The sequence below is a fragment of the Pseudomonas glycinis genome, from assembly GCF_054871425.1.
This window is the reverse complement of the sequence record NZ_JBTYHF010000009.1, coordinates 110596-132513: the sequence shown is the minus strand read 5'-3', so window position 1 is coordinate 132513 and position 21918 is coordinate 110596. Positions and strand designations below refer to the sequence as shown.

The following is a 21918-nucleotide window of genomic DNA, read 5'->3' as shown; positions in this document are numbered from 1 at the left end:
AAAATCGTCAATTCGCCAAATCGCCTTAGTGTTCGATAATCGCACGCAAAACTAACCGGGTAGTACACTTTAAATTGCTGCGCGCAGGGATGCAGCCAATAATTTGCTCATCCTATAAAAGCGGCGCGGCTCACGCAGCCGCCGTCTCCAAACGGGAGTTGAAACATGCAGCGTTCCATTGCCACCGTTTCCTTGAGCGGCACCCTGCCGGAAAAACTCGAAGCCATTGCCGCCGCCGGGTTCGACGGCGTGGAGATTTTCGAAAACGACCTCCTGTACTACGACGGCAGCCCCCGGGAAATTAAACAGATATGCGCCGATCTGGGGATCGCCATCACCCTGTTCCAGCCGTTCCGTGACTTCGAAGGCTGCCGCCGCGATCGCCTGGCGCGCAACCTCGAGCGTGCCGAGCGCAAGTTCGATCTGATGCAGGAACTTGGCACCGACCTGGTGCTGGTCTGCAGCAACGCCTCGCCGGACAGTGTCGGCGATCAACAAATCCTCGTCGATGACTTGCGCCTGCTGGCCGAACGCGCCGGCGCCCGTGGCTTGCGCATCGGTTACGAAGCGCTGGCGTGGGGCCGTCACGTCAATACTTATCAACAGGTCTGGGACATCGTTCGTCAGGCTGATCACCCCAACCTTGGCGTGCTGCTCGACAGCTTTCACACCCTGTCGCTGAAGGGCGATCCCAGCGCGATCGCCGACATTCCCGGCGAGAAGATCTTCTTCGTGCAAATGGCCGACGCGCCGATCCTGGCCATGGACGTGCTGGAGTGGAGCCGGCATTTCCGCTGTTTCCCGGGGCAGGGCGAATTCGATCTGCCGGGTTTCCTCGCGCCGATCATCAAGAGTGGTTATACCGGACCGTTGTCGCTGGAAATCTTCAACGACGGCTTCCGCGCCGCGCCCCCGCGAGCCAACGCCGCCGACGGCTTGCGCTCGCTGCTGTATCTGGAAGAGAAGACCCGTCAGCGTCTCGAGCAGGAAGCGCCGCCGGTGGCCAACCGTGAAATTCTTTTCGAAACGCCGCCGGCCAGCCAATACAACGGCGTTGAATTTCTCGAGTTTGCCGTCGACGAAGCGCTGGGCGCGAAGCTCAGTCACTGGCTGCAACGCCTCGGTTTTGCCAAGGCCGGGCAGCATCGCTCCAAGAGTGTCAGCCTGCTGCGTCAGGGCGATATCAACCTGATCCTCAACTCGGAGCCGTATTCGTTCGCCCACAGCTTTTTCGAAGCCCACGGCCCGTCGCTGTGCGCCACGGCGGTGCGGGTCAAGGACAGCGCCAGTGCGCTGGCACGGGCGGTCGCTTACAAGGGGCAGCCCTATCGCGGGCTGGTCGGGCCGAATGAACTGGAGCTGGCGGCGGTGCGCGCACCGGACGGCAGCCTGATTTATCTGGTCGATGCGGACGCCGACGTGTACGGCACCGATTTCAATCTGTTGCCGGACGCGCAGACCGGCGGCGGCCTCAAGCGTATCGATCACATGGCCATGGCCCTGCCTGCCGACAGCCTCGACAGTTGGGTGCTGTTTTACAAAAGCCTGCTGGATTTCGAAGCCGACGATGAGGTGGTCTTGCCCGATCCGTACGGTCTGGTGAAGAGCCGCGCACTGCGCAGTCGCGACAGCTCGATCCGGCTGCCGCTGAACATCTCCGAGAACCGCAACACTGCCATTTCGCATGCGCTATCGAGTTATCGCGGTTCCGGTGTGCACCACATCGCCTTCGATTGTGACGACATCTTCGCCCAGGTCAGTCGCGCCAAAGAGGCCGGCGTGCCGCTGCTGGACATCCCACTGAATTACTACGACGACCTTGCGGCGCGTTTCGATTTCGACGATGAATTCCTCAGCGAACTGGCCTATTACAACGTGCTCTACGACCGTGATGCCCAGGGCGGCGAGTTGTTTCATGTCTACACCGAGCCGTTCGAGGGGCGGTTCTTCTTCGAGATCATCCAGCGCAAGAATGGCTATGCCGGCTACGGCGCGGCCAACGTCGCGGTGCGGCTGGCGGCGATGGCCAAATCCCGCAGTGGTGCGGTGCGTCAGGCGAAGTTGTAGGGAATTCGTAAACGCGGGATCAAACACCGGCTGCGCGGCTTCCTTCACTGTCCCGCGCGGCCCATAATCGCCGCTTGTGCAGTGATGGCCGTGAGCCCGCGATGACCATGAATTCAGAACTTTCCGCCGCTGCTGTCGAGTCAGAGGCAGTGCCGCGCAAGAGTCGCAAGAACAATCCGGAAAAGACCCGCGAGAACATTCTGCAGGAGGCGATCGTCGAGTTCGTCCAGCAGGGCTTGTCCGGCGCCCGCGTCGACGCGATCGCCGAGCGCATCCACACCTCCAAGCGCATGATCTATTACTACTTCGGCAGCAAGGAGCAGTTGTACGTCGAGGTGCTGGAGAAGCTTTACGGCGATATCCGCAGCACGGAAAACCGCCTGCACCTGGACGAACTGCCGCCCGAGCTGGCGATCCGTCGGTTGGTGGAGTTCACCTTCGATCACCATGACCACAACGTCGATTTCGTGCGCATTGTCAGCATCGAAAACATCCACAACGCCGAGTACGTAAAGCGTTCCGATGCGATCAAGGCGCTGAACAACACGATCCTCGATACCTTGGGCGGGATTTTGCAACGAGGCGCGGACGAGGGTTTGTTCCGGCGTGGCATCGATGCGCTGGACGCGCATCTGCTGATCAGTTCGTTCTGCTTCTATCGCGTGTCGAACCGCCACACGCTGGGAGAAATCTTCCAGATCGACCTGCCGGACGAAACCATCAAGCAGCGCCACCGCGAGATGATCTGCGAATCGGTGTTGCGCTACCTGAAGGCCTGAATCGATCTTCCCTGTGGGAGCGAGCCTGTTGTTCAGCCATTCATGCTCTGAAAATGCTCGAGCATGCGCTGCGCATCCGGCACCACGCCGCTGAACAGTTCAAACGCCTTCACCGCCTGAAACACCGCCATGTTGCCGCCATCCAGCGTGCGGCAACCCAAGGCGCGTGCGTCGCGCAGCAGTTCGGTTTCCAGCGGGAAATACACAATCTCCGCGACCCACATTGCCTTGCGCAGCAACCCGGCCGGCACCGGAGAGCCCGGCAGCTTGGCCATGCCCATCGGCGTGGTGTTGACCAGACCATCGGCCTGCGCCAGCGCCCTGGGCAAATCCGCTCCGGCCTGTGCGCGACTGGGGCCGAAATGTTGATTCAGATTGTTTGCCAGGCTCTCGGCACGCTCGCGGTCGACATCAAAAATCGTCAATTGCCGTACGCCTTCGCTGAGCAGCGCGTGGGCCACTGCCGCGCCAGCGCCACCGGCGCCCATCTGGACTACACGTTCTCGGGCAGCGTCTGTCAGACCCCGGCGAAAACCCTCGGCGAAACCGAGGCAATCGGTGTTGTGGCCGACACGCTTGCCGTCCTTCAGCACCACGGTGTTGACCGCGCCGATACCGCGTGCTTCCGGGGACAATTCGTCGAGCAGCGGGATGACGGCCTGTTTGCACGGGAAAGTGATGTTCAGTCCGGTGTAATTCATCCGCTCCGCCGCTTGCAGCAAGTCGGGCAGAGCCGTGCTGTCGAGGCGCAATTGATCGAGGTCGATGAGCTGGTACAGATACCGCAGGCCCTGCGCATCACCTTCGTGCTCGTGCAGTGCCGGCGTGCGTGAAGCCTGAATCCCGGCGCCGATCAGCCCGGCGAGTATCACCTTGGAACGCGACATGGTTCTTACCTCTGCAACCGCTGGCTGAAATGCTCCAGCGCCAGGCGATAGCCATGGCTGCCGAACCCGCACATCACCGCCGTGGCAATGCCGGAAACAAATGAATGATGACGAAACGGCTCACGGGCGTGGACATTGGACAGGTGCACCTCGATCACCGGCAATTCACTCGCGACCAGCGCATCGCGAATCGCCACGGACGTATGCGTCCACGCCGCCGGATTGATCACGATCCCGGCACAACGACCGCGCGCGGCGTGAATCCAGTCGAGTAACTCGCCTTCATGATTGGTCTGGCGAAATTCCACGGTCAGACCGAACTCGTCAGCCGCGCGACCACACAGCGCGGAAATATCCGCCAGGGTTTCATGACCATAAGTCGCCGGCTCGCGGGTGCCGAGCAGGTTCAGGTTCGGGCCGTTAAGCACCAGAACGGTAGGGGACATGGGGTAACTCCACTTCTTGTTTTTGGCATCGGCCGAGAGGTTCCGGCCTGTGGAGATAAAATGTACTAGATGGTTACATCGGTCAATTGCCGAGAAATGACCAAGGCGTTTTGTGTTCGGTGATCGCACAGGCGCGCAATCAGGCGAGCCGTGAGAACTTTGCTTACTCTTTTTCTGCTCCTGCCGCTGTTCCGGAACGGATGACCACGCTAGCCTTCGGCGCGCTATGACCCCGACGAAGACAAGGTGCTGCTGTCCTTGATCGGCAAGTTGGAAGGAGTTGAGATCGAATTATGAAAGTCATCAAGGCAAAACCGTCGGTGCATCGCCCCCTGACGGAAGAGATGCTCAATGCCGCCATCACACTTGGCGAAGCACGACAGGCCAATAGTTTGCAGGCCGTGTCAGTGAGCTTCGAAGAATCCTCTTTGGTCATTCGTTTCGAGGACGGCAGCGGTGTGTTGCTTCCGGTGAAGCTGTATCCCGAATTCGCGGGGTTTGAAGCGGCCGATTATGCAAGCCTGACGATCGGCTTCGCCGGCACTGCGCTGTGCCATGAGGGCAAGGATCTGGATATTTCCATTGCCGGCATGATTTCAGCGAGCCCGCCGCTTATGCGGATGGCCGCGTCGGTCGTCGCCTCGCGCAACGGGCGTCAAAGCAGCGCTGCGAAATCTGCGGCAGCGCGAGCCAATGGCAAAAAAGGCGGGCGTCCACGCAAAACTGATATCGCGCCATAGCACCCAAAAAAAAGCCGTCAATCACGACGGCTTTTCCGTATCAGCTACAGGAATCAACGCCGGGTCAGCAGCACACCGGATTCCATGTGATGGGTCCACGGGAACTGGTCAAACATCGCGCACTTGGTAATGCGGTGGGTGTCATGCAACTGGGCGATGTTGGCCGCCAGGGTGTCCGGGTTGCAAGAGATGTAGAGGATATTGTCGAAGCGCCGGGTCAGTTCGCAGGTGTCCGGGTCCATGCCGGCGCGTGGTGGGTCGACGAAGACGCTGCCGAATTCGTAGCTCTTCAGATCGATGCCGTGCAGGCGACGGAACGGGCGCACTTCGTTGAGCGCTTCGGTCAGTTCCTCGGCGGACAAGCGCACCAGCGTGACGTTATCCACAGCGTTTTCGCTGAGATTGCTCAGGGCCGCGTTGACCGAAGTCTTGCTGATTTCGGTAGCGAGCACTTTGCGCACGCGAGTTGCCAGCGGCAGGGTGAAGTTACCGTTGCCGCAGTACAGCTCGAGCAGATCGTCGCTGCGATCGCCCAAGGCTTCGTATGCCCAATTGAGCATCTTCTGGTTCACCGTGCCGTTGGGTTGGGTGAACGCGCCTTCGGGCTGGCGATAGCTGAAGGTGCGGCCGCCGACTTCGAGTTTCTCGACGACATAGTCCTGACCGAGCACTTCGCGCTTGCCTTTGGAGCGGCCGATGATGCTCACGCCCAGATCCGCCGACAACTGAGTGGCTGCCGCATGCCAGTGCTCGTCCAGCGGACGGTGATAGCACAGGGTGATCATCGCGTCGCCGGCCAGCGTGGTCAGAAATTCGACCTGGAACAGCTTGTGGCTCAGCGCCGAACTGGCTTGCCACGCGGCCTTCAACTGCGGCATCAACTGGTTGATGCGCAGGCTGGCAATCGGGAATTCTTCGATGAGTATCGGCGTGCGCTTGTCGTCCTGAGAGAACATCGCGTAATGCCGCTCGCCGCCCTCGCGCCACAGGCGGAATTCGGCGCGCAGGCGGAAGTTCTGCAGAGGCGAGTCAAACACCGTCGGCTCGGGTGCATCGAACGATGCCAGCAGATCACGCAAGCGCGTGACCTTGGCCTCGAGTTGTTCGGCGTAGGCTTGGGAATCGAAACTCATGCGTTGAACCAACCCAACTTGATCACAAACAGAATCGACAGAATCACCAGAGCCGGGTTCAGCTCACGGGCACGGCCGGACAGCAGCTTGATGGCGGTCCAGGCGATGAAGCCGAAGGCGATGCCGTTGGCGATCGAATAGGTGAACGGCATGGCCAGTGCGGTGACCACAACCGGCGCCGCCACGGTGATGTCGTCCCAGTCTATTTCCGCCAGGCCCGAAGTCATCAGCACGGCGACGAACAGCAGCGCTGGCGCGGTGGCGAAGGCCGGAACGCTGGCCGCCAGTGGCGAGAAGAACAGCGCCAGCAGGAACAGGATTGCCACGACGATGGCGGTCAGGCCCGTGCGGCCACCGGCACTGACGCCGGCAGCGGATTCGATGTAACTGGTCGTGGTCGAAGTACCCAGCAGCGAGCCGGCCATGGCCGCCGTACTGTCGGCGATCAGCGCACGGCCCATTTTCGGCATGTGGCCGTCCTTGCCCATCAGGCCGGCGCGCTTGGCGACGCCGATCAGGGTCCCGGAGTTGTCGAACAGGTCGACGAACAGGAAGGCGAAAATCACGCTGACCAGACCGATGTCCAGTGCGCCTTTGATGTCCAGTTGCAGGAAGGTTGGCGCCAGCGACGGCGGCATTGACATGATGCCGCCGAACTCGGTGACGTTCAGTACGATCGAGGCGATGGTTACGGCGAGAATGCCGATCAGCACCGCGCCGCGCACTTTCAGTGCTTCGAGGGCGACGATCACGGCAAAGCCGACGGTGGCCAGAATCGGCGCCGGTTTGGTCAGATCGCCGAGGCCGACCATGGTCGCCGGGTTGCTGACCACGATACCGGCGTTGTGCAGGGCGATCAGCGCCAGGAACAGGCCGATACCGGCGGCAATCGCCGAGCGCAGTGGCAGCGGAATGGCGTTGATGATCCATTCGCGGATGCGGAAGATCGACAGCAGGAAAAACAGCACGGCGGAAATGAACACCGCACCCAGCGCCACCTGCCAGGTGTGGCCCATGTGCAGCACCACGGTGTAGGTAAAGAAGGCGTTCAGGCCCATGCCCGGAGCGAGGGCGATCGGGTAGTTGGCGATCAGGCCCATCACGGTCGAGCCGATGGCGGCCGCCAGACAGGTGGCGACGAAAATTGCGCCCTTGTCCATGCCGGTCTCGCCGAGGATGCTCGGGTTGACGAACAGAATGTAAGCCATGGCCAGGAAAGTCGTGACGCCCGCAAGAATTTCGGTGCGCACGTTGGTGTTGTGTGCCTTGAGTTGAAACAGCCTTTCCAGCATGTCTGCTCCCCGTGGCGCGCGTGGCGCCGTGAATGTATCGACCTCAACAGCAAAGCACAGACCGTCGCAAGCGCCTGGGAAATTGTCGTGGGTCGGAAAAAGCCGCGCATCATACCAGCCGCGTGAGGAATTTGGCGGATGTTGGTGTCGATCGTCGGCGAAGTTTTGCGCAGCCGACAACTGCGCCATACTGCGCGCTGATTTTTTGGAGTGGGCAGGCATGCGCAACGGCGGGATCAGGATTTTCGGATGGATTGCAGCACTGCTGCTGACAGCTCCAGCGTTCGCGGCATCGGCGCCGCCGTTGACCGAGGTGAAGGTGATCAAAGTGCAGTCATCGTCCTGCGGCCTGGAAGATATTGCCGATAACCAGCCGCAAACCCAATGCAATCACAGCGGGCCGAATATCAAAGTCTATGTGCTGGAAGTCGGCTATGGCCAGAACCAGCCACACGTGACTTTGGATGGCTTCGAGGTCAACGGCACCCGAGGTCCGGTGTGCGCCTTCGATAATGGCAATCTCACTGAATGCACCCCTGGCAGCAAAACCGTCGGTTCTCTTTATACCTTCGATCTGGCCGGCAAACAGCAAGGCACCTTCAACTTCAGCAACACCTCGATCAACGCTCCGCGCAACACGCTTTCGACTCAGCTTTACATCAAGTAACGGCTGTCTGCGAACAAGGTGGGACAAAGCTGACTACGCTTGACTGACTACCCAGCGGAAAGCGCCCATGACTTCCAGAGCCCTGATTGCCCTCGCCGAAGGCATCGACGATTTGCAAAGCGTGACCTTGATCGACGTGCTGCGCCGCGCCGGCATCGAAGTGGTCGCCGCCAGCATCGAAGGCCGGCGCATGCTGACCTGCGCACGCGGCACCCGGCTGACCGCCGACGGCATGCTCGTCGATGTACTGGCACAGACTTTTGACCTGATTGTCCTGCCGGGCGGTGTCGTCGGTTCCCTTCATCTGGCGGCGCATCAGCCCTTGCAGCAGTTGCTCAAGGACCAAGCCAGCGCCGGCCGCCTGTTCGCCGCCATCGGCGAAGCCCCAGCCACCGCCCTCCAGGTATCAGGCGTGCTGCGCCAGCGACGCATGACCTGCCTGCCCGGCGCCAGCCATCAGTTGTCCGGCTGTACGTTTGTTGATCAACCGGTGGTGGTCGACGGCAACTGCATCACCGCCCAAGGCTCGGGCGCGGCGCTGGAATTTGCCCTAACCCTGGTTGAGCAGCTTGGCGGCAAGGCGTTGCGGGCGAGGGTGGCGGGGGAGTTGATGGCCTGACGGGTCAGCCGTGGGCTGCGAGGGGTTCTATCATGGGTTGCTCACGGTGCTCCGCTTGCCAAAGATCGTAGTCGGTTTGGACGCCTAGCCAAACGCGCGCCTTGCCGATCCCTGCACGCTCAAGTCGTACTGCCAGATCCGGGCTGATTGGCGCATGTCCGTGCAGTACGCGTGAAAGATGCGGGCGTGCAAAGCCAAGGTGCCGGGCCAATTCGCTCACGCTGATACCAAGCTCGGGCAAGACATCCAGCAGCAGGGTTTCACCGGGGTGTGGCGGGTTGTGCATGGGCATGAGCCTGCCTCCTGTCAGTGGTAGTCCAGATAATCGACCAATTCGATATCCGAACCGACAAAACGAAAGATCACTCGCCAGTTGCCTGAAACGCTGAGCGACCAGTATTCACTCAGCTCGCCTTTCAACGGATGCAGGCGCCAGCCCGGCAAGTCCAGATCGCCGGGAAGTGTTGCTCGATCCATGAACTGCAACATGCGCGACAGCCGTTTTGCATGGTCGGCACGAATTCCACGAGTCGTACCTGTTTCATAGAAGCCACGAAGGCCTTTGTGCTGAAAGGATTTGATCATGGCGGCGAGTGTAAGGCGATACATTACACTCAGTGCGGTAACTATGTACCGCACGTTGTCGCTTGATATGTGCTGAGCAGGTGAGTTTTTTCCAAAAACCTCAGACCTTCTCTTCCACCGGCACATGCATCCGGTCCCGATTCGCCAACGTCGGAAACAGTTTGATCCACGTCCCCGTCACCACCAGGGTGCCGATCCCGCCCATAACCACCGCCGGCACGGTGCCGAACCAGTGGGCGGTGAGGCCGGATTCGAATTCGCCCAGCTGGTTCGAAGCACCGATGAACAAGCCGTTGACTGCGCTGACCCGGCCGCGCATTTCGTCTGGGGTTTCCAATTGTACGAACGAGGCACGGATGACCATGCTGATCATGTCCGCTGCGCCGAGCACCACCAGCACCGCCAGGGAGAACCAGAACGAGGTCGACAAACCAAACGCGATAGTGGCGACGCCGAAGATGCCGACGGCGGTGAACATCACCCGGCCGACATTGCGTTCCACGGCAAATCGCGCCAGAAACAGTGACATCAGCAACGCACCCACCGCCGGCGCCGAGCGCAACAGGCCAAGGCCCCACGGGCCGGTCAGCAGAATGTCCTTGGCGAACACCGGCAGCAACGCCGTGGCGCCACCGAGCAACACGGCGAACAGGTCCAGCGAGATCGCGCCGAGGATGTCCGGGCGGCTGCGGATGAAGCGAATCCCCGCCAGCAGCGAGTCCAGCGTGGCTTTGCCTTTATTCAATGGCGTCTGGCGTGCCGGCAGGTTGAGCATCAGCGAACAGGCGATCACATACAGCAGCACGGTCGGGCCGTAGACCCAGACGCTGCCGAATGCATAGAGCAAACCGCCGAGGGCCGGGGCGACGATGGTGGCCGACTGTTGCGCCGATTGCGCGGCGGCAACTGCGCGGGGGAAAAGCGCACTGGGGACGATGCTCGGCAGCAGCGCCTGAGTCGTCGGCATCTCGAACGAACGGGCGGCGCCGAGCAGGAAGGCGAGGATGAAAATCATCTCGCGGGTGACGTGATCGGTTGCGCTGCCGATGGCCAGTGCCAAGGCAATCAACGCCTGCAACGACTGGCAAAGCGCGGCGACCTTGCGCCGATCGTAGCGATCAGCGACATGCCCGGTGTGCAGCATGAACAGCACCCGTGGGGCGAATTCGACCAGACCGACCAGGCCCAGATCCAGCACGTTGCCGGTCAGTTGATACAGGTTCCAGCCGATCGCCACGGTGAGCATCTGGAACCCGCTGGCGGTGAAAATCCGCGCCAGCCAGAAAGCCATGAACGGACGATGGTGACGTAACAGCAGGGGCTCTTGTGTGGGCATCTGAAGGCAGGTCTTGGACGAGTGAACGGCGAGATTATCACCAGTCTGTAACAGGAAGTTGCTACGAGAAACAATTCAGTTAGCCAGACATCGATCTTTCATGCTGACAATCAGCCCTGTGGTGAGGGGATTTATCCCCGTTGGGTCGCGCAGCGGCCCCAAAATCTCGAAACGACGACTGCTGCGCAGCCGGACGGGGATAAATCCCCTCGCCACAGGGGAGTGAGGCAACTTGTCACGCGGCAAACCACCACGCAGTTCATTGGCAAAAATGGGACTACTCTTTCAACGTTGCTTGATCCAGATCAAGACCCCGACCGGAACTGATCTGGCGGCCATTTGGCCAGACTCCCTGCGTTGCGATGGTTGCAAAAAAAGAACGAATCCGAATTCGCCGCACTCCATATCCGTGGGGGCAGTGGTGCAGGCCTCCGGGCCAGCTACCCGTATTACCTGACAGAGGAAGCCATATGTTCGGTTTAGAGGCTCTCGATCTCGCCCGAATTCAGTTCGCGTTCACCATCTCGTTCCACATTCTGTTCCCGGCCATCACCATCGGCCTGGCGAGTTACCTGGCAGTGCTCGAAGGTTTGTGGCTGAAGACCCGCAACGACACCTACCGCGATCTCTACCATTTCTGGTCGAAGATTTTTGCCGTCAACTTCGGCATGGGCGTGGTTTCCGGGCTGGTCATGGCTTATCAGTTCGGCACCAACTGGAGTCGTTTCTCCGACTTCGCCGGTGCCGTCACCGGGCCGTTGCTGACCTATGAAGTGCTTACGGCGTTCTTCCTTGAGGCCGGTTTCCTCGGCGTGATGCTGTTCGGCTGGAACAAGGTCGGGCGCGGCCTGCACTTCTTCTCGACGGTGATGGTAGCGATCGGCACGCTGATTTCGACCTTCTGGATTCTCGCCTCCAACAGTTGGATGCAGACCCCGCAAGGCTTTGAAATCGTCAACGGTCAGGTGATCCCCACCGACTGGCTGGCAATCATCTTCAACCCGTCATTCCCTTACCGGCTGATGCACATGGCCACGGCGGCGTTCGTCGCCACTGCCTTCTTCGTCGGCTCGTCGGCGGCCTGGCATCTGCTGCGCGGCAGAGACAACCCGGCGATCCGCACCATGCTGTCGATGGCCATGTGGATGGCATTGATCGTCGCGCCGATTCAAGCGGTGATCGGCGACTTCCACGGCCTCAATACGCTCAAGCATCAGCCGGCAAAAATCGCTGCGATCGAAGGCCACTGGGAAAACCATGGCGACGAAGCGACGCCGCTGATCCTGTTCGGCTGGCCGGACATGAAAGAAGAGCGCACCAAGTTCGCTGTGGAGATTCCCTACCTCGGCAGCCTGATCCTCACCCACTCGCTGGATAAACAAGTACCGGCGCTGAAGGAATTTCCACCGGAAGACCGGCCGAATTCGACCATCGTGTTCTGGTCGTTCCGGATCATGGTCGGCCTCGGTTTCCTGATGATCTTCACCGGGTTGTGGAGCCTGTGGCTGCGCAAGCGTGACTCGCTGTATACCTCGCGGCCGTTCTTGCATCTGGCGTTGTGGATGGGGCCGTCCGGCCTGATCGCGATTCTCGCCGGCTGGTTCACCACGGAAATCGGCCGTCAACCGTGGGTGGTCTACGGCCTGATGCGCACTGCCGATGCTTCGTCGAACCACAGCTTCATGCAGATGAGCATCACCCTGATCATGTTCGTCGTGGTCTATTTCGCCCTGTTCGGCGCCGGTCTCGGCTACATGATGCGCCTGGTGCGCAAAGGGCCGAAGATCAGCGAAGGCAGCGAAACACCGGACGGTGGTCCAGGCAAAAAACGCACCCCGGCGCGTCCGTTGTCCGCAGCCGACGATCCGGCCGAGGGCGAGCACGAAGACAACACTCGCTTGACCAAGGAGATTTGACTCATGGGTATTGATCTTCCGCTGATCTGGGCCGTGATCATCATCTTCGGCATCATGATGTACGTGGTCATGGACGGCTTCGACCTGGGCATCGGCATTCTCTTCCCGTTCGTACCCGGCAAGACCGATCGCGACGTGATGATGAACACCGTCGCCCCGGTCTGGGACGGCAACGAAACCTGGCTGGTGCTGGGTGGCGCGGCGTTGTTCGGCGCCTTCCCGCTGGCCTATTCGGTGGTGTTGTCGGCGCTGTACCTGCCGCTGATCTTCATGCTCATGGGCTTGATTTTCCGTGGCGTGGCTTTCGAATTCCGCTTCAAGGCCAAGGATGAAAAGCGTCACCTGTGGGACAAGGCATTTATCGGTGGTTCGATCGCGGCGACGTTCTTTCAGGGCGTTGCGCTGGGTGCGTTCATCGATGGTCTGCCGGTGGTCAATCGCCAGTTCGCCGGTGGTTCACTGGACTGGCTGACGCCGTTCACGCTGTTCTGCGGTGCGGCGCTGGTGGTGGCCTATGCCTTGCTCGGCTGTACTTGGCTGATCATGAAAACCGAAGGCAAGTTGCAGGAGCAGATGCATGACCTGGCGCGACCGCTGGCGTTTGTCCTGTTGGCGGTGATAGGTATCGTCAGCCTGTGGACGCCTCTGTCGCATCCGGAAATCGCCTCGCGCTGGTTCAGCATGCCGAATCTGTTCTGGTTCATGCCGGTGCCGATTCTGGTGCTCGTCACCTTGTACGGCCTGATCCGCGCGGTGGCACGCAATGCCAACTACACGCCGTTCCTGCTGACCCTGGTGCTGATCTTCCTCGGCTACAGCGGCTTGGGCATCAGCCTGTGGCCGAACATCGTGCCGCCGTCGATATCGATCTGGGACGCCGCCGCGCCGCCGCAAAGTCAGGGCTTCATGCTGGTCGGCACGCTGTTCATCATTCCGTTCATCCTGGGGTATACCTTCTGGAGCTACTACGTGTTCCGCGGCAAGGTCACCCACGAAGACGGTTACCACTAAGCGAAACCCTGTGGGAGCGGGCTTGCCCGCGATGGCGTCGCCAGCGGCGCCATCAATTTTGAAGAGGTTTGAAGAAAATGACCGGCAAACATTCCCTGCACGACATTGAAGAAGCCGAAAAAAAGCCGCTGTGGCAGCGGCTCGGCTGGTTGGCCCTGATCTGGGTTGGCAGTGTCGGCGTGTTGTTCATCGCCGCCAGCCTGATGCGCATGTTCATGAATGCCGCAGGTTTGACCACCCACTGAAACATCCCGTCCCGGCGCCTTCGGGTATGGACTTGCGACCCTCCTCACGGAGGGTTTTTTTATGCCGCAGATTTATTTGCGCGCCTTGAGGATGACGAATTTCGGCGTTGCCGCCACTTGCTCGACACCGCGGAACAGGCGCGCCAGTTTGCTGTGATAGCCCAGATGCCGATTGCCGACAATGTACAGCGCACCGCCGACCACCAGTGCCTCGCGCGCCTGCTGGAACATGCGCCAGGCGAGGAAATCGCCGACCACCTGCTGCTGATGGAACGGTGGGTTGCACAGCACCACGTCCAGCGACTGCGGTGCCTGCCCGGCCAGACCATCGCCAGCGCGCACGATCACTTCGCGATCGCCCAATGCCCCGCGCCAGTTTTCGGCAGCCGACTGCACTGCCATGAACGATTCGTCGACCAGCGTGTAGTGCGCATCCGGGTTCTGCAGGGCGCTGGCAATTGCCAGAACACCGTTGCCGCAACCCAGGTCCGCGACCCGTGCGTTGCCAAGGTTTTTCGGTAGATGCGGCAGAAACGCGCGAGTGCCGATGTCGAGGCCTTCGCGGCAGAACACATTGGCGTGGTTAAGCAATTCGATCGCCGGTTCGTCGAGGCGATAGCGAGTGGGGTAGGGCGATGTGGCGGGCGCTTTGCTTTCAGGTGTGGCGATCAGCAATCGCGCCTTTTTCACTGCCAGCGATGCCTGCACAGGACCAACGTAGCGCTCCAGCAAGTCGCCGGCAGCGCGCGGCAGATGCTTGACCATGGCGGCGGCGATCACTTGCGCGCCGGGAGCGAGTTGTCCTTGCAGGCGGATCAGCTGTTCTTCCAATAGCGCCAGAGTTTTGGGGACGCGGATCAGCACCCGGTCAAACGGCCCGACCAAGGGCTCACTGGCCGGAATCGGACGAATCGCATCGAACGCCTGACCATTGCGCAGCAGATTCTTTTCCAGCCCGACGAAACCCAGGAACGAGTCGCCGCTGCTGCTCACCTCGACCTTGCCCAGCAGGCTGATTGCCAAGGCGCCAAAGCTGTCATTGAGCACCAGCACGCGGGTGCTGCTCGCAGGTTGTTCGCTGGCGAGATGATTGAGCAGGTATTCGTCCGCCGCATCGAAGGCTTGCAGTGGTTCATTCTGCTGTTCAGGCTGGCGGATCAGGTCGAGCTGGGCGAAAGGCGTTTCGAGCAAAGGCATGGGGCGGGGACTCAGGATATTCGGCAGATATCCCGTTGCCGGCAGATGGTGCGACGGGATCCGATCGAGTGGACTGCGATGCAAGCAGGTTGCGTCATCACTCGGAAAGGCCTGAATGGTACGTTTTTTTGCGCCTAAATACTCGCAGGATTACCGCGCGATAACGCTCAGCTGTCAGATAATGCCGGCACGAGCGGCGGCAATCACTGCGGAAATCTTGTTGCAGACGTTGAATTTTTCGATGACGTTTTGTACGTGATAGTTAACGGTGCGTTCGCTCAGGCTGAGGATTCTCGAGATATCGTGAGCGGTCTTGCCTAAGGCGGACAGTTTCATGATTTCCAGCTCCCGGGACGATAGCCTGGGCTTGCTGGGCTTGGCCGGTGTGGGAACGGTGCGGGCATACAGGTCACTGAAGTGTCGGTTGGCAAAAAACAGATAACCGTAATGCTCGTACAGCTCGAGCGGGCTGATCGGGCAGTGGGTGCGCGCCAGGCTGATGATGCTGCACAAACCACTGGTGTCGTCATGAAAGGCCTGCGACCAGCCATGCTGCAGTCCATTTTGCTTTAACGCCAGCCACAATTCTGGCGCATCGGTGAACACTCTTTCTTCCCAGACGATCGGCAATACCGAATGATTGCAATGCGCTATTACCGGATCAATATTGCGGTAGTTCTCTTTGTTGTACTGAATGTTCCATTCTTTCGGATAGTTATTGATTTGCAAGGCATTCAAATGGACATCGCGATGGGGGGAGGTGACCGCTATCGCACAATAGTTAAAGCCCAGATTCTCGGCAAATCTCAGCAGTATCGGGTATGCCACCTCAATGCCTTTGGCAAATGTCAGTTGTTTCAATTGTGATTCCTTCCACGTTTCCATGAACTTTGCCTCCATCCTGATATAGGGGCGCCAAATGGATCCAAAAAATCCGGCACGAATCGAAGTGTAGGATCTTTCCTGCGAAACGCCTTACATTTTTTCGAGATTGAAACTTTGATGTTTTTTATAAAGTGTTCTTAGCAATACAGGCTGTTATATTTTAATTGGCATCTTAAAGTTATTGCTCTAGATTCAGCATTGCCAGCAAAACGAATGTCTAGCGCTGATCCCGTCAATACCATTACCAATCACGAGTGTTTGGCAGCGCGATTTTGCGGGACACTGTGGGCAATCGTTTCAAGGAGTGCCTCATGACTGCCAGTGCCGAGAAGTACACCACCCAGACCTTGCTCGATGTGCAACCGTTGACGCCGAACCTGTTCACGCTGCGCACCAGCCGTGATCCCGGCTTTCGCTTCCGTGCCGGCCAGTTCGCCCGGTTGGGCGTCACCAAGGCCGATGGCAGCACGGTCTGGCGCGCCTATTCGATGGTGTCGTCGCCGTTCGACGAGTTTCTCGAGTTCTTTTCCATCGTCGTGCCGGGCGGCGAATTCACCAGTGAGCTGAGCCGGCTACAGATCGGCGACACTTTGATGGTCGAGCGCCAAGCGTTCGGCTACCTGACGCTGGATCGTTTTGTCGACGGCCGAGACCTGTGGTTATTGTCGACCGGCACCGGGGTGGCGCCCTTTCTGTCGATCCTGCAGGACTTCGAGGTCTGGGAGAAATTCGAGCGGATCATTCTGGTTTACAGCGTGCGGGAGGCGCGGGAACTGGCCTATCAAGAGTTGATCGCCGGGTTGACGCAACGTGACTATCTGAGTGAATACGCCCACAAGCTGCAATTCATCCCCACTGTCACCCGCCAAGCCCACCCAGGCGCGTTGCAGGGCCGGATTACCACATTGATCGAAAACGGCGAACTGGAGCGAGCGGCAGGGGTTGAGCTCTCGCCAGAGCATTCGCGTGTGATGTTGTGCGGCAACCCGCAGATGATCGACGACACCCGCGCCTTGCTCAAACAGCGCGATATGCGCCTGAGCCTGACGCGCAAGCCGGGGCAGGTTGCGGTGGAGAATTACTGGTAACGAAAACGGCACCCGCGGGTGCCGTTTTGATGTGTAGCGAATGCCTCAGGGCCGCTCGTTCTGCGCCTTGAGCAGGTCGCGGATTTCGCCCAGCAGTTGCTCTTCCTTGCTCGGGATCGGCGGCGCGGTCGGCGCCACGGCTTCTTCGCGCTTGAGGCGGTTGATGGCTTTGACGCCCATGAAGATCGCGAATGCGACGATCACGAAATCCAGCACCGTCTGCAGGAATTTGCCGTAAGCCAGCACCACGGCGGGCGCATCGCCCTGGGCGGCTTTGAGCGTGACGGCCAGATCGCTGAAGTCCACCCCACCGATCAACAGGCCAATCGGCGGCATGATCACGTCGCCGACAAACGACGAAACGATCTTGCCGAACGCCGCGCCGATGATGATACCGACGGCCATGTCGACCACATTGCCTTTGACCGCGAAGGCCTTGAACTCGCTAAGCACGCCCATAGTTATTTCCTTGTTACAGATGAGTTTGGTGTAGGCAGTGTAAATCAGCGAAACGCCTCCTGCGCGAAACACCTTCTTACAATGCCCGTTTTTATCGACACATCAATTGACGATTAGTTTGCAAAATGCCAGCAATCGCGCGCGGAATACGCGCTAACCCGCTGACGGGAAAGCCAATTTCTTCAATCATCGCGTTACGTTCTTTCTATTTATGTTCCTCGGCACGGGCCTCTAGCCTTGCTGTGGCGCACCTGGATGCGCTCAATAAAACCAGAGGAACCTGATATGACTTCCGCTCTTGGACTGGGGGCTTTTCCCCATCGCCGCACTCTCGGCGTTTTCACCGCCAGCCTGCTGACCTTCTCGGTCAACGCCGCTCCGCTGACCCGCGACAACGGCGCTGCTGTCGGTGACAATCAGAACTCGCAAACCGCCGGCGCCACCGGCCCGGTGCTGCTACAAGATGTGCAACTGATCCAGAAGCTGCAACGCTTCGACCGTGAACGTATTCCCGAGCGCGTGGTACATGCACGCGGCACCGGCGCTCATGGCACCTTCACCGTGACCGATGACCTCAGCGACCTGAGCAAGGCCAAGGTGTTCGCCGCAGGCCAGAGCACGCCGGTATTCGTGCGGTTCTCGGCGGTGGTGCATGGCAACCATTCCCCGGAAACCCTGCGCGACCCGCGTGGTTTCGCCACCAAGTTCTACACCGCTGACGGCAATTGGGATCTGGTCGGCAACAACTTCCCGACCTTCTTCATCCGCGATGCGATCAAATTCCCGGACATGGTCCACGCCTTCAAGCCCGATCCGCGCACCAACCTCGACGACGATTCGCGCCGGTTCGATTTCTTCTCCCATGTACCGGAAGCCACCCGCACACTGACCGAGTTGTATTCCAACTACGGCACTCCGGCCAGTTATCGGGAGATGGATGGCAATGGTGTTCATGCCTATAAGCTGATCAATGCCAAGAATGAAGTTCACTACGTTAAGTTTCACTGGAAGAGTCTTCAAGGCATCAAGAACCTTACGCCAAAACAAGTCAGCGAAGTTCAAGGTCAGGATTACAGTCATATGACCAAAGACTTGGTGAGTAATATCAACAAGGGCAACTTTCCGAAGTGGGACTTGTACGTGCAAGTTCTCAAGCCGCAGGATTTGTCCAAGTTTGATTTCGATCCACTGGATGCAACCAAGATCTGGCCGGGTATTGCCGAGCGCAAAGTTGGACAAATGGTCTTGAACCGTAATCCGGCCAATGTCTTCCAGGAAACTGAACAAGTTGCCATGGCACCGGCCAACGTAGTTCCGGGTATCGAGCCTTCGGAAGATCGTTTGTTGCAGGGCCGAGTGTTCTCTTACGCCGATACGCAGATGTATCGCCTCGGTGCCAACGCTTTGCAATTGCCGATCAACGCTCCGAAAACCGCAGTGAACAATGGCAATCAGGATGGCGCGATGAATTTTGGCGCCAGCCAGTCCGGCGTCAACTACCAGCCAAGCCGCCTGCAACCGCGTGAAGAAACGCCAGCGGCGCGTTACAGCCAGTCGGCGCTGGCGGGCAGCACGCAGCAGGCGAAGATCCAGCGTGAGCAGAACTTCAAGCAGGCCGGTGATCTGTATCGCTCGTACAGCAAGCAGGAACGCCGCGACCTGATCGACAGCTTCGGCGGCTCGCTGGCCACCACCGATGACGAGAGCAAGCACATCATCCTGTCCTTCCTGTACAAGGCCGACCCTGAGTACGGCAGCGGTGTAACCGAAGTGGCCAAGGGCGATCTCAGCCGTGTGAAAGCACTGGCGGCCAAACTGACCGACTGATAGCGATGCGGCGCACGCGAGGGTCTGTCTTGCCTCGCGTGCGTTCAAGGAGAGTGCTCGATGCGTATTTTTCTTTTATGCCTGGCCGGGTGCCTGTCGTTCACCGCGTGGGCGGCACCGGTCGAGCAAAGCCCCGAGGCAATCAAGGCGCAGTTGCAGGATTACTACTTCGACGCCGCACGGCGTGGCGACGTGCCGATGCTCGAGACCTTTATCGAGTCCGGCTATTCCCTGGATACCCGCGACAGCAAGGGTTACACCGCGCTGATTCTGGCGGCCTATCACGGTCAGGCGCCGGCGGTTGAGCGACTGTTGGCAGCGGGCGCGGATGCCTGTGCTCAGGATCAACGCGGCAACACGGCGCTGATGGGCGCGATTTTCAAAGGCGAGTTGCAGATCGCCCGGCGCCTGATGGCCACCGATTGCAGCCCCGACCAACGTAACGGCGCCGGACAGACAGCGGCGATGTACGCCGGGCTGTTCAAGCGTCTGGAATTGCTTGATGCGTTGAAAGCCAAGGGCGCCGACCTCAATGCCGAGGATCCGCTGGGTAACAGTGCCGCGCGTCTGGCCAGCGGCGAAATCCGTACCGCTGCGCCGCGCTGATCGGCGATGGCTGCGTTATCATCGCGTCTTTTGTTCCGGGGGTTCTGATGGCCAAGGCCAAGCGCATGTACGGCTGCACCGAGTGCGGCGCAACCTTTCCCAAGTGGGCCGGGCAGTGCGGCGAGTGCGGTGCCTGGAACACCCTGACCGAAACCATGATCGAAAGCGGCGGCGCCACGGCTCCCACCGGGCGCACCGGTTGGGCTGGCCAGCAGGCACAGATCAAGACTCTCGCCGAAGTCAGCATCGAAGAGATTCCACGTTTTTCCACCGCGTCCGGTGAGCTCGACCGCGTGCTCGGCGGCGGGCTGGTCGATGGCTCGGTGGTGCTGATCGGCGGTGATCCGGGGATCGGCAAGTCGACAATCCTGCTCCAGACCCTGTGCAATCTGGCCAAAAGCATGCCGGCGCTGTACGTCACCGGCGAAGAATCCCAGCAGCAGGTGGCGATGCGCGCTCGCCGTCTCGGCCTGCCGCAGGATCAACTGCGGGTGATGACCGAAACCTGCATCGAAACCATCATCGCCACCGCCCGCCAGGAAAAGCCCAAGGTGATGGTGATCGACTCGATCCAGACCATTTTTACCGAACAACTGCAATCGGCCCCGGGCGGCGTGTCGCAGGTGCGCGAGAGCGCGGCGTTGCTGGTGCGCTACGCCAAGCAGAGCGGCACGGCGATTTTCCTCGTCGGCCACGTCACTAAAGAAGGTGCGCTGGCCGGGCCGCGTGTTCTGGAACACATGGTCGACACGGTGCTGTATTTCGAAGGTGAATCCGATGGTCGACTGCGTCTGCTGCGGGCGGTGAAAAACCGTTTCGGCGCGGTCAACGAGTTGGGCGTGTTCGGCATGACCGACAAGGGCCTGAAAGAAGTCTCCAACCCGTCGGCGATTTTTCTTACCCGTGCTCAGGAAGAAGTCCCGGGCAGTGTGGTCATGGCGACGTGGGAGGGCACCCGACCGATGCTGGTGGAAGTGCAGGCCCTGGTCGATGACAGCCATCTGGCCAACCCGCGTCGGGTGACGTTGGGGCTGGATCAGAACCGATTGGCGATGTTGCTCGCGGTGTTGCACCGTCATGGTGGAATCCCGACCCACGATCAGGACGTGTTCCTCAACGTGGTAGGCGGCGTGAAGGTGCTGGAGACGGCGTCGGATCTGGCGTTGATGGCGGCGGTGATGTCGAGTTTGCGCAACCGGCCGCTGCCCCATGATCTGCTGGTGTTCGGTGAGGTGGGCTTGTCCGGCGAGGTACGCCCGGTGCCGAGCGGGCAGGAGCGGTTGAAAGAAGCGGCCAAGCACGGCTTCAAACGCGCGATCGTGCCGAAGGGTAATGCTCCGAAGGAATCGCCTCCCGGCTTGCAGATCATCGCCGTGACCCGTCTCGAACAAGCACTTGACGCATTGTTTGAGTGAACGCCGGACCTCTGTGGTGAGGGGATTTATCCCCGTTGTGGCGCGTAGCGGCCCTGAAAAAACGGGTCTGCTGCGCAGCCCAACGGGGATAAATCCCCTCGCCACATCAATCCCCTCGCCACATAAATCCTCTCACCCCATAAATCCCCTCACCCTATAGATCCCCTCCCCACAGGAGCATTCCGAATCGGGATTGGGGGGGGCTAGATTTCGATCAGGGCACCCAGTTCGCGCTCCAGCTCGGCCTCATCCGCCAGATTCAGTTCGATGAAGCGGCGCAGGCGCTGGATCGATTCCAGGCTGATGTGCCGGCAGATGAACCCCAAGTGGCCGTTTTCCTCATGGGCCAGATGCACGTCCATTTTGATATCGACGTCTTCGCTCAGATGAATGTCGACGAAGAAGTCCTGCTCTTTATCTCCAAGCCACGGCTCCGGTCGCTCGATCAGCAGGCCCTTGAGCGACAGGTCGATCAGTTTGACCGGCCAGATGTACTCGCCCTGTTTCAGCTCGGTTCGGGCATCGAACGCAATACGTTTGAAACGACGTCGATTGGCGGGGTGCTCGCTCATGGCGCAATCCTCATGAAGGTTCGCTGACTATAGACCGCGAATGCGGGCGCCAGCCAATCGCTCAAGCGTCTAGACCTATGTCGGGGTATGGCCTTTGGCGCCGTAAGCGCTAAACTCGGGGTGGCTGTCTTTCTTGTCCACCCTGG

The 21918-nt window shown here is 59.8% G+C and carries 23 protein-coding genes; 12 read left to right on the top strand and 11 right to left on the bottom strand.

Annotated elements, in window-relative coordinates:
• Positions 1 to 165 precede the first annotated feature (165 nt).
• Together quiC and ACYSTU_RS21295 are read left to right on the top strand one after the other, a co-directional pair.
• Positions 166 to 2067: a 3-dehydroshikimate dehydratase QuiC gene (gene quiC, locus ACYSTU_RS21300; protein ID WP_499001446.1), complete on the top strand. Its 1902-nt coding sequence runs from the start codon at positions 166 to 168 to the stop codon at positions 2065 to 2067.
• A 101-nt stretch (positions 2068 to 2168) separates the two neighbouring features.
• Positions 2169 to 2846 (top strand): TetR/AcrR family transcriptional regulator, encoded by a 678-nt coding sequence (locus ACYSTU_RS21295; RefSeq protein ID WP_499001443.1) that lies wholly within the window; start codon positions 2169 to 2171, stop codon positions 2844 to 2846.
• A gap of 32 nt (positions 2847 to 2878) precedes the next feature.
• Here the strand turns inward: ACYSTU_RS21295 and ACYSTU_RS21290 are convergent, their stop codons facing one another.
• On the bottom strand, positions 2879 to 3733 hold the full coding sequence (locus ACYSTU_RS21290) for a shikimate dehydrogenase (RefSeq protein WP_122693068.1): 855 nt from the start codon (positions 3731 to 3733) through the stop codon (positions 2879 to 2881).
• A 5-nt stretch (positions 3734 to 3738) separates the two neighbouring features.
• Positions 3739 to 4179 (bottom strand): type II 3-dehydroquinate dehydratase, encoded by a 441-nt coding sequence (aroQ, locus tag ACYSTU_RS21285; protein ID WP_016773081.1) that lies wholly within the window; start codon positions 4177 to 4179, stop codon positions 3739 to 3741.
• A gap of 293 nt (positions 4180 to 4472) precedes the next feature.
• Here aroQ and ACYSTU_RS21280 point away from each other — a divergent pair, with 293 nt between their 5' ends.
• Positions 4473 to 4919: a DUF2442 domain-containing protein gene (locus ACYSTU_RS21280; RefSeq protein ID WP_499001441.1), complete on the top strand. Its 447-nt coding sequence runs from the start codon at positions 4473 to 4475 to the stop codon at positions 4917 to 4919.
• Positions 4920 to 4972: 53 nt separating this feature from the next.
• Here ACYSTU_RS21280 and trmA read toward each other — a convergent pair whose 3' ends face one another.
• Together trmA and ACYSTU_RS21270 are read right to left on the bottom strand one after the other, a co-directional pair.
• Positions 4973 to 6052, bottom strand: a complete 1080-nt coding sequence (trmA, locus tag ACYSTU_RS21275) for a tRNA (uridine(54)-C5)-methyltransferase TrmA (RefSeq protein WP_123443299.1) — start codon at positions 6050 to 6052, stop codon at positions 4973 to 4975.
• Complete coding sequence (locus tag ACYSTU_RS21270; RefSeq protein ID WP_016773083.1) at positions 6049 to 7344, bottom strand: NCS2 family permease; 1296 nt, start codon at positions 7342 to 7344, stop codon at positions 6049 to 6051. Before ACYSTU_RS21270 ends, trmA begins: the two co-directional genes overlap by 4 nt.
• A gap of 220 nt (positions 7345 to 7564) precedes the next feature.
• Between ACYSTU_RS21270 and ACYSTU_RS21265 the strand changes: the two genes are divergently transcribed.
• Both ACYSTU_RS21265 and ACYSTU_RS21260 read left to right on the top strand, forming a co-directional pair.
• Complete coding sequence (locus ACYSTU_RS21265; RefSeq protein WP_130900881.1) at positions 7565 to 8011, top strand: DUF4879 domain-containing protein; 447 nt, start codon at positions 7565 to 7567, stop codon at positions 8009 to 8011.
• Between the two features lie 67 nt (positions 8012 to 8078).
• Positions 8079 to 8630, top strand: coding sequence for a DJ-1 family glyoxalase III (locus tag ACYSTU_RS21260; protein ID WP_341639235.1), 552 nt, complete (start codon positions 8079 to 8081; stop codon positions 8628 to 8630).
• A gap of 4 nt (positions 8631 to 8634) precedes the next feature.
• Here the strand turns inward: ACYSTU_RS21260 and ACYSTU_RS21255 are convergent, their stop codons facing one another.
• From ACYSTU_RS21255 to ACYSTU_RS21245, 3 genes are all read right to left on the bottom strand, one after another.
• Entirely contained in the window at positions 8635 to 8922 is a 288-nt protein-coding gene (locus tag ACYSTU_RS21255; protein WP_016773085.1) for a HigA family addiction module antitoxin, read from the bottom strand.
• 14 nt (positions 8923 to 8936) lie between these two features.
• Positions 8937 to 9215 (bottom strand): type II toxin-antitoxin system RelE/ParE family toxin, encoded by a 279-nt coding sequence (locus ACYSTU_RS21250; RefSeq protein ID WP_038861219.1) that lies wholly within the window; start codon positions 9213 to 9215, stop codon positions 8937 to 8939.
• A gap of 100 nt (positions 9216 to 9315) precedes the next feature.
• Complete coding sequence (locus ACYSTU_RS21245; protein WP_016773087.1) at positions 9316 to 10551, bottom strand: MFS transporter; 1236 nt, start codon at positions 10549 to 10551, stop codon at positions 9316 to 9318.
• Between the two features lie 470 nt (positions 10552 to 11021).
• Here ACYSTU_RS21245 and ACYSTU_RS21240 point away from each other — a divergent pair, with 470 nt between their 5' ends.
• From ACYSTU_RS21240 to ACYSTU_RS21230, 3 genes are all read left to right on the top strand, one after another.
• Positions 11022 to 12467 carry a cytochrome ubiquinol oxidase subunit I gene (locus ACYSTU_RS21240; RefSeq protein WP_024014409.1) on the top strand — a complete coding sequence of 482 codons (1446 nt, stop codon included), beginning with the start codon at positions 11022 to 11024 and terminating at the stop codon, positions 12465 to 12467.
• A 3-nt stretch (positions 12468 to 12470) separates the two neighbouring features.
• Entirely contained in the window at positions 12471 to 13478 is a 1008-nt protein-coding gene (gene cydB / locus ACYSTU_RS21235) for a cytochrome d ubiquinol oxidase subunit II (RefSeq protein ID WP_016773089.1), read from the top strand.
• Between the two features lie 77 nt (positions 13479 to 13555).
• Positions 13556 to 13723: a DUF2474 domain-containing protein gene (locus ACYSTU_RS21230; RefSeq protein ID WP_016773090.1), complete on the top strand. Its 168-nt coding sequence runs from the start codon at positions 13556 to 13558 to the stop codon at positions 13721 to 13723.
• 72 nt (positions 13724 to 13795) lie between these two features.
• Here ACYSTU_RS21230 and ACYSTU_RS21225 read toward each other — a convergent pair whose 3' ends face one another.
• The gene (locus ACYSTU_RS21225) at positions 13796 to 14920 is read right to left on the bottom strand and encodes a methyltransferase (protein WP_122506659.1); all 1125 of its coding nucleotides are present in this window, start codon (positions 14918 to 14920) and stop codon (positions 13796 to 13798) included.
• A 174-nt stretch (positions 14921 to 15094) separates the two neighbouring features.
• Positions 15095 to 15805, bottom strand: a complete 711-nt coding sequence (locus tag ACYSTU_RS21220; protein WP_499001432.1) for an autoinducer binding domain-containing protein — start codon at positions 15803 to 15805, stop codon at positions 15095 to 15097.
• Between the two features lie 311 nt (positions 15806 to 16116).
• Here ACYSTU_RS21220 and ACYSTU_RS21215 point away from each other — a divergent pair, with 311 nt between their 5' ends.
• A complete protein-coding gene (locus ACYSTU_RS21215; RefSeq protein ID WP_499001429.1) occupies positions 16117 to 16893 on the top strand; it encodes a ferredoxin--NADP reductase in 777 nt (258 codons plus the stop codon).
• Positions 16894 to 16938: 45 nt separating this feature from the next.
• Here ACYSTU_RS21215 and mscL read toward each other — a convergent pair whose 3' ends face one another.
• The gene (gene mscL, locus ACYSTU_RS21210; RefSeq protein ID WP_024014404.1) at positions 16939 to 17352 is read right to left on the bottom strand and encodes a large-conductance mechanosensitive channel protein MscL; all 414 of its coding nucleotides are present in this window, start codon (positions 17350 to 17352) and stop codon (positions 16939 to 16941) included.
• Positions 17353 to 17637: 285 nt separating this feature from the next.
• Here mscL and katB point away from each other — a divergent pair, with 285 nt between their 5' ends.
• The 3 genes from katB to radA are packed head-to-tail and all read left to right on the top strand — an operon-like array spanning position 17638 to position 21200.
• Entirely contained in the window at positions 17638 to 19179 is a 1542-nt protein-coding gene (gene katB, locus ACYSTU_RS21205) for a catalase KatB (protein ID WP_499001426.1), read from the top strand.
• 60 nt (positions 19180 to 19239) lie between these two features.
• Positions 19240 to 19785, top strand: coding sequence for an ankyrin repeat domain-containing protein (locus tag ACYSTU_RS21200; RefSeq protein WP_122698518.1), 546 nt, complete (start codon positions 19240 to 19242; stop codon positions 19783 to 19785).
• A 47-nt stretch (positions 19786 to 19832) separates the two neighbouring features.
• Entirely contained in the window at positions 19833 to 21200 is a 1368-nt protein-coding gene (radA, locus tag ACYSTU_RS21195) for a DNA repair protein RadA (RefSeq protein WP_007909773.1), read from the top strand.
• A gap of 203 nt (positions 21201 to 21403) precedes the next feature.
• Here radA and ACYSTU_RS21190 read toward each other — a convergent pair whose 3' ends face one another.
• Positions 21404 to 21772: a PilZ domain-containing protein gene (locus tag ACYSTU_RS21190; protein ID WP_024014402.1), complete on the bottom strand. Its 369-nt coding sequence runs from the start codon at positions 21770 to 21772 to the stop codon at positions 21404 to 21406.
• Between the last annotated feature and the right edge of the window lie 146 nt (positions 21773 to 21918).

Bases quoted from the DNA above. Each gene is read 5' to 3' on its own strand.
- ACYSTU_RS21190 (WP_024014402.1), bottom strand. From the start codon at position 21,772: ATGAGCGAGCACCCCGCCAATCGACGTCGTTTCAAACGTATTGCGTTC.
- ACYSTU_RS21250 (WP_038861219.1), bottom strand. From the start codon at position 9,215: ATGATCAAATCCTTTCAGCACAAAGGCCTTCGTGGCTTCTATGAAACA.
- ACYSTU_RS21230 (WP_016773090.1), top strand. From the start codon at position 13,556: ATGACCGGCAAACATTCCCTGCACGACATTGAAGAAGCCGAAAAAAAG.
- ACYSTU_RS21295 (WP_499001443.1), top strand. From the start codon at position 2,169: ATGACCATGAATTCAGAACTTTCCGCCGCTGCTGTCGAGTCAGAGGCA.
- ACYSTU_RS21215 (WP_499001429.1), top strand. From the start codon at position 16,117: ATGACTGCCAGTGCCGAGAAGTACACCACCCAGACCTTGCTCGATGTG.
- ACYSTU_RS21265 (WP_130900881.1), top strand. From the start codon at position 7,565: ATGCGCAACGGCGGGATCAGGATTTTCGGATGGATTGCAGCACTGCTG.
- ACYSTU_RS21200 (WP_122698518.1), top strand. From the start codon at position 19,240: ATGCGTATTTTTCTTTTATGCCTGGCCGGGTGCCTGTCGTTCACCGCG.
- ACYSTU_RS21245 (WP_016773087.1), bottom strand. From the start codon at position 10,551: ATGCCCACACAAGAGCCCCTGCTGTTACGTCACCATCGTCCGTTCATG.
- ACYSTU_RS21260 (WP_341639235.1), top strand. From the start codon at position 8,079: ATGACTTCCAGAGCCCTGATTGCCCTCGCCGAAGGCATCGACGATTTG.
- ACYSTU_RS21290 (WP_122693068.1), bottom strand. From the start codon at position 3,733: ATGTCGCGTTCCAAGGTGATACTCGCCGGGCTGATCGGCGCCGGGATT.
- quiC (WP_499001446.1), top strand. From the start codon at position 166: ATGCAGCGTTCCATTGCCACCGTTTCCTTGAGCGGCACCCTGCCGGAA.
- ACYSTU_RS21220 (WP_499001432.1), bottom strand. From the start codon at position 15,805: ATGGAAACGTGGAAGGAATCACAATTGAAACAACTGACATTTGCCAAA.
- ACYSTU_RS21240 (WP_024014409.1), top strand. From the start codon at position 11,022: ATGTTCGGTTTAGAGGCTCTCGATCTCGCCCGAATTCAGTTCGCGTTC.
- mscL (WP_024014404.1), bottom strand. From the start codon at position 17,352: ATGGGCGTGCTTAGCGAGTTCAAGGCCTTCGCGGTCAAAGGCAATGTG.
- cydB (WP_016773089.1), top strand. From the start codon at position 12,471: ATGGGTATTGATCTTCCGCTGATCTGGGCCGTGATCATCATCTTCGGC.
- ACYSTU_RS21280 (WP_499001441.1), top strand. From the start codon at position 4,473: ATGAAAGTCATCAAGGCAAAACCGTCGGTGCATCGCCCCCTGACGGAA.
- ACYSTU_RS21270 (WP_016773083.1), bottom strand. From the start codon at position 7,344: ATGCTGGAAAGGCTGTTTCAACTCAAGGCACACAACACCAACGTGCGC.
- ACYSTU_RS21255 (WP_016773085.1), bottom strand. From the start codon at position 8,922: ATGCCCATGCACAACCCGCCACACCCCGGTGAAACCCTGCTGCTGGAT.
- trmA (WP_123443299.1), bottom strand. From the start codon at position 6,052: ATGAGTTTCGATTCCCAAGCCTACGCCGAACAACTCGAGGCCAAGGTC.
- radA (WP_007909773.1), top strand. From the start codon at position 19,833: ATGGCCAAGGCCAAGCGCATGTACGGCTGCACCGAGTGCGGCGCAACC.
- ACYSTU_RS21225 (WP_122506659.1), bottom strand. From the start codon at position 14,920: ATGCCTTTGCTCGAAACGCCTTTCGCCCAGCTCGACCTGATCCGCCAG.
- katB (WP_499001426.1), top strand. From the start codon at position 17,638: ATGACTTCCGCTCTTGGACTGGGGGCTTTTCCCCATCGCCGCACTCTC.
- aroQ (WP_016773081.1), bottom strand. From the start codon at position 4,179: ATGTCCCCTACCGTTCTGGTGCTTAACGGCCCGAACCTGAACCTGCTC.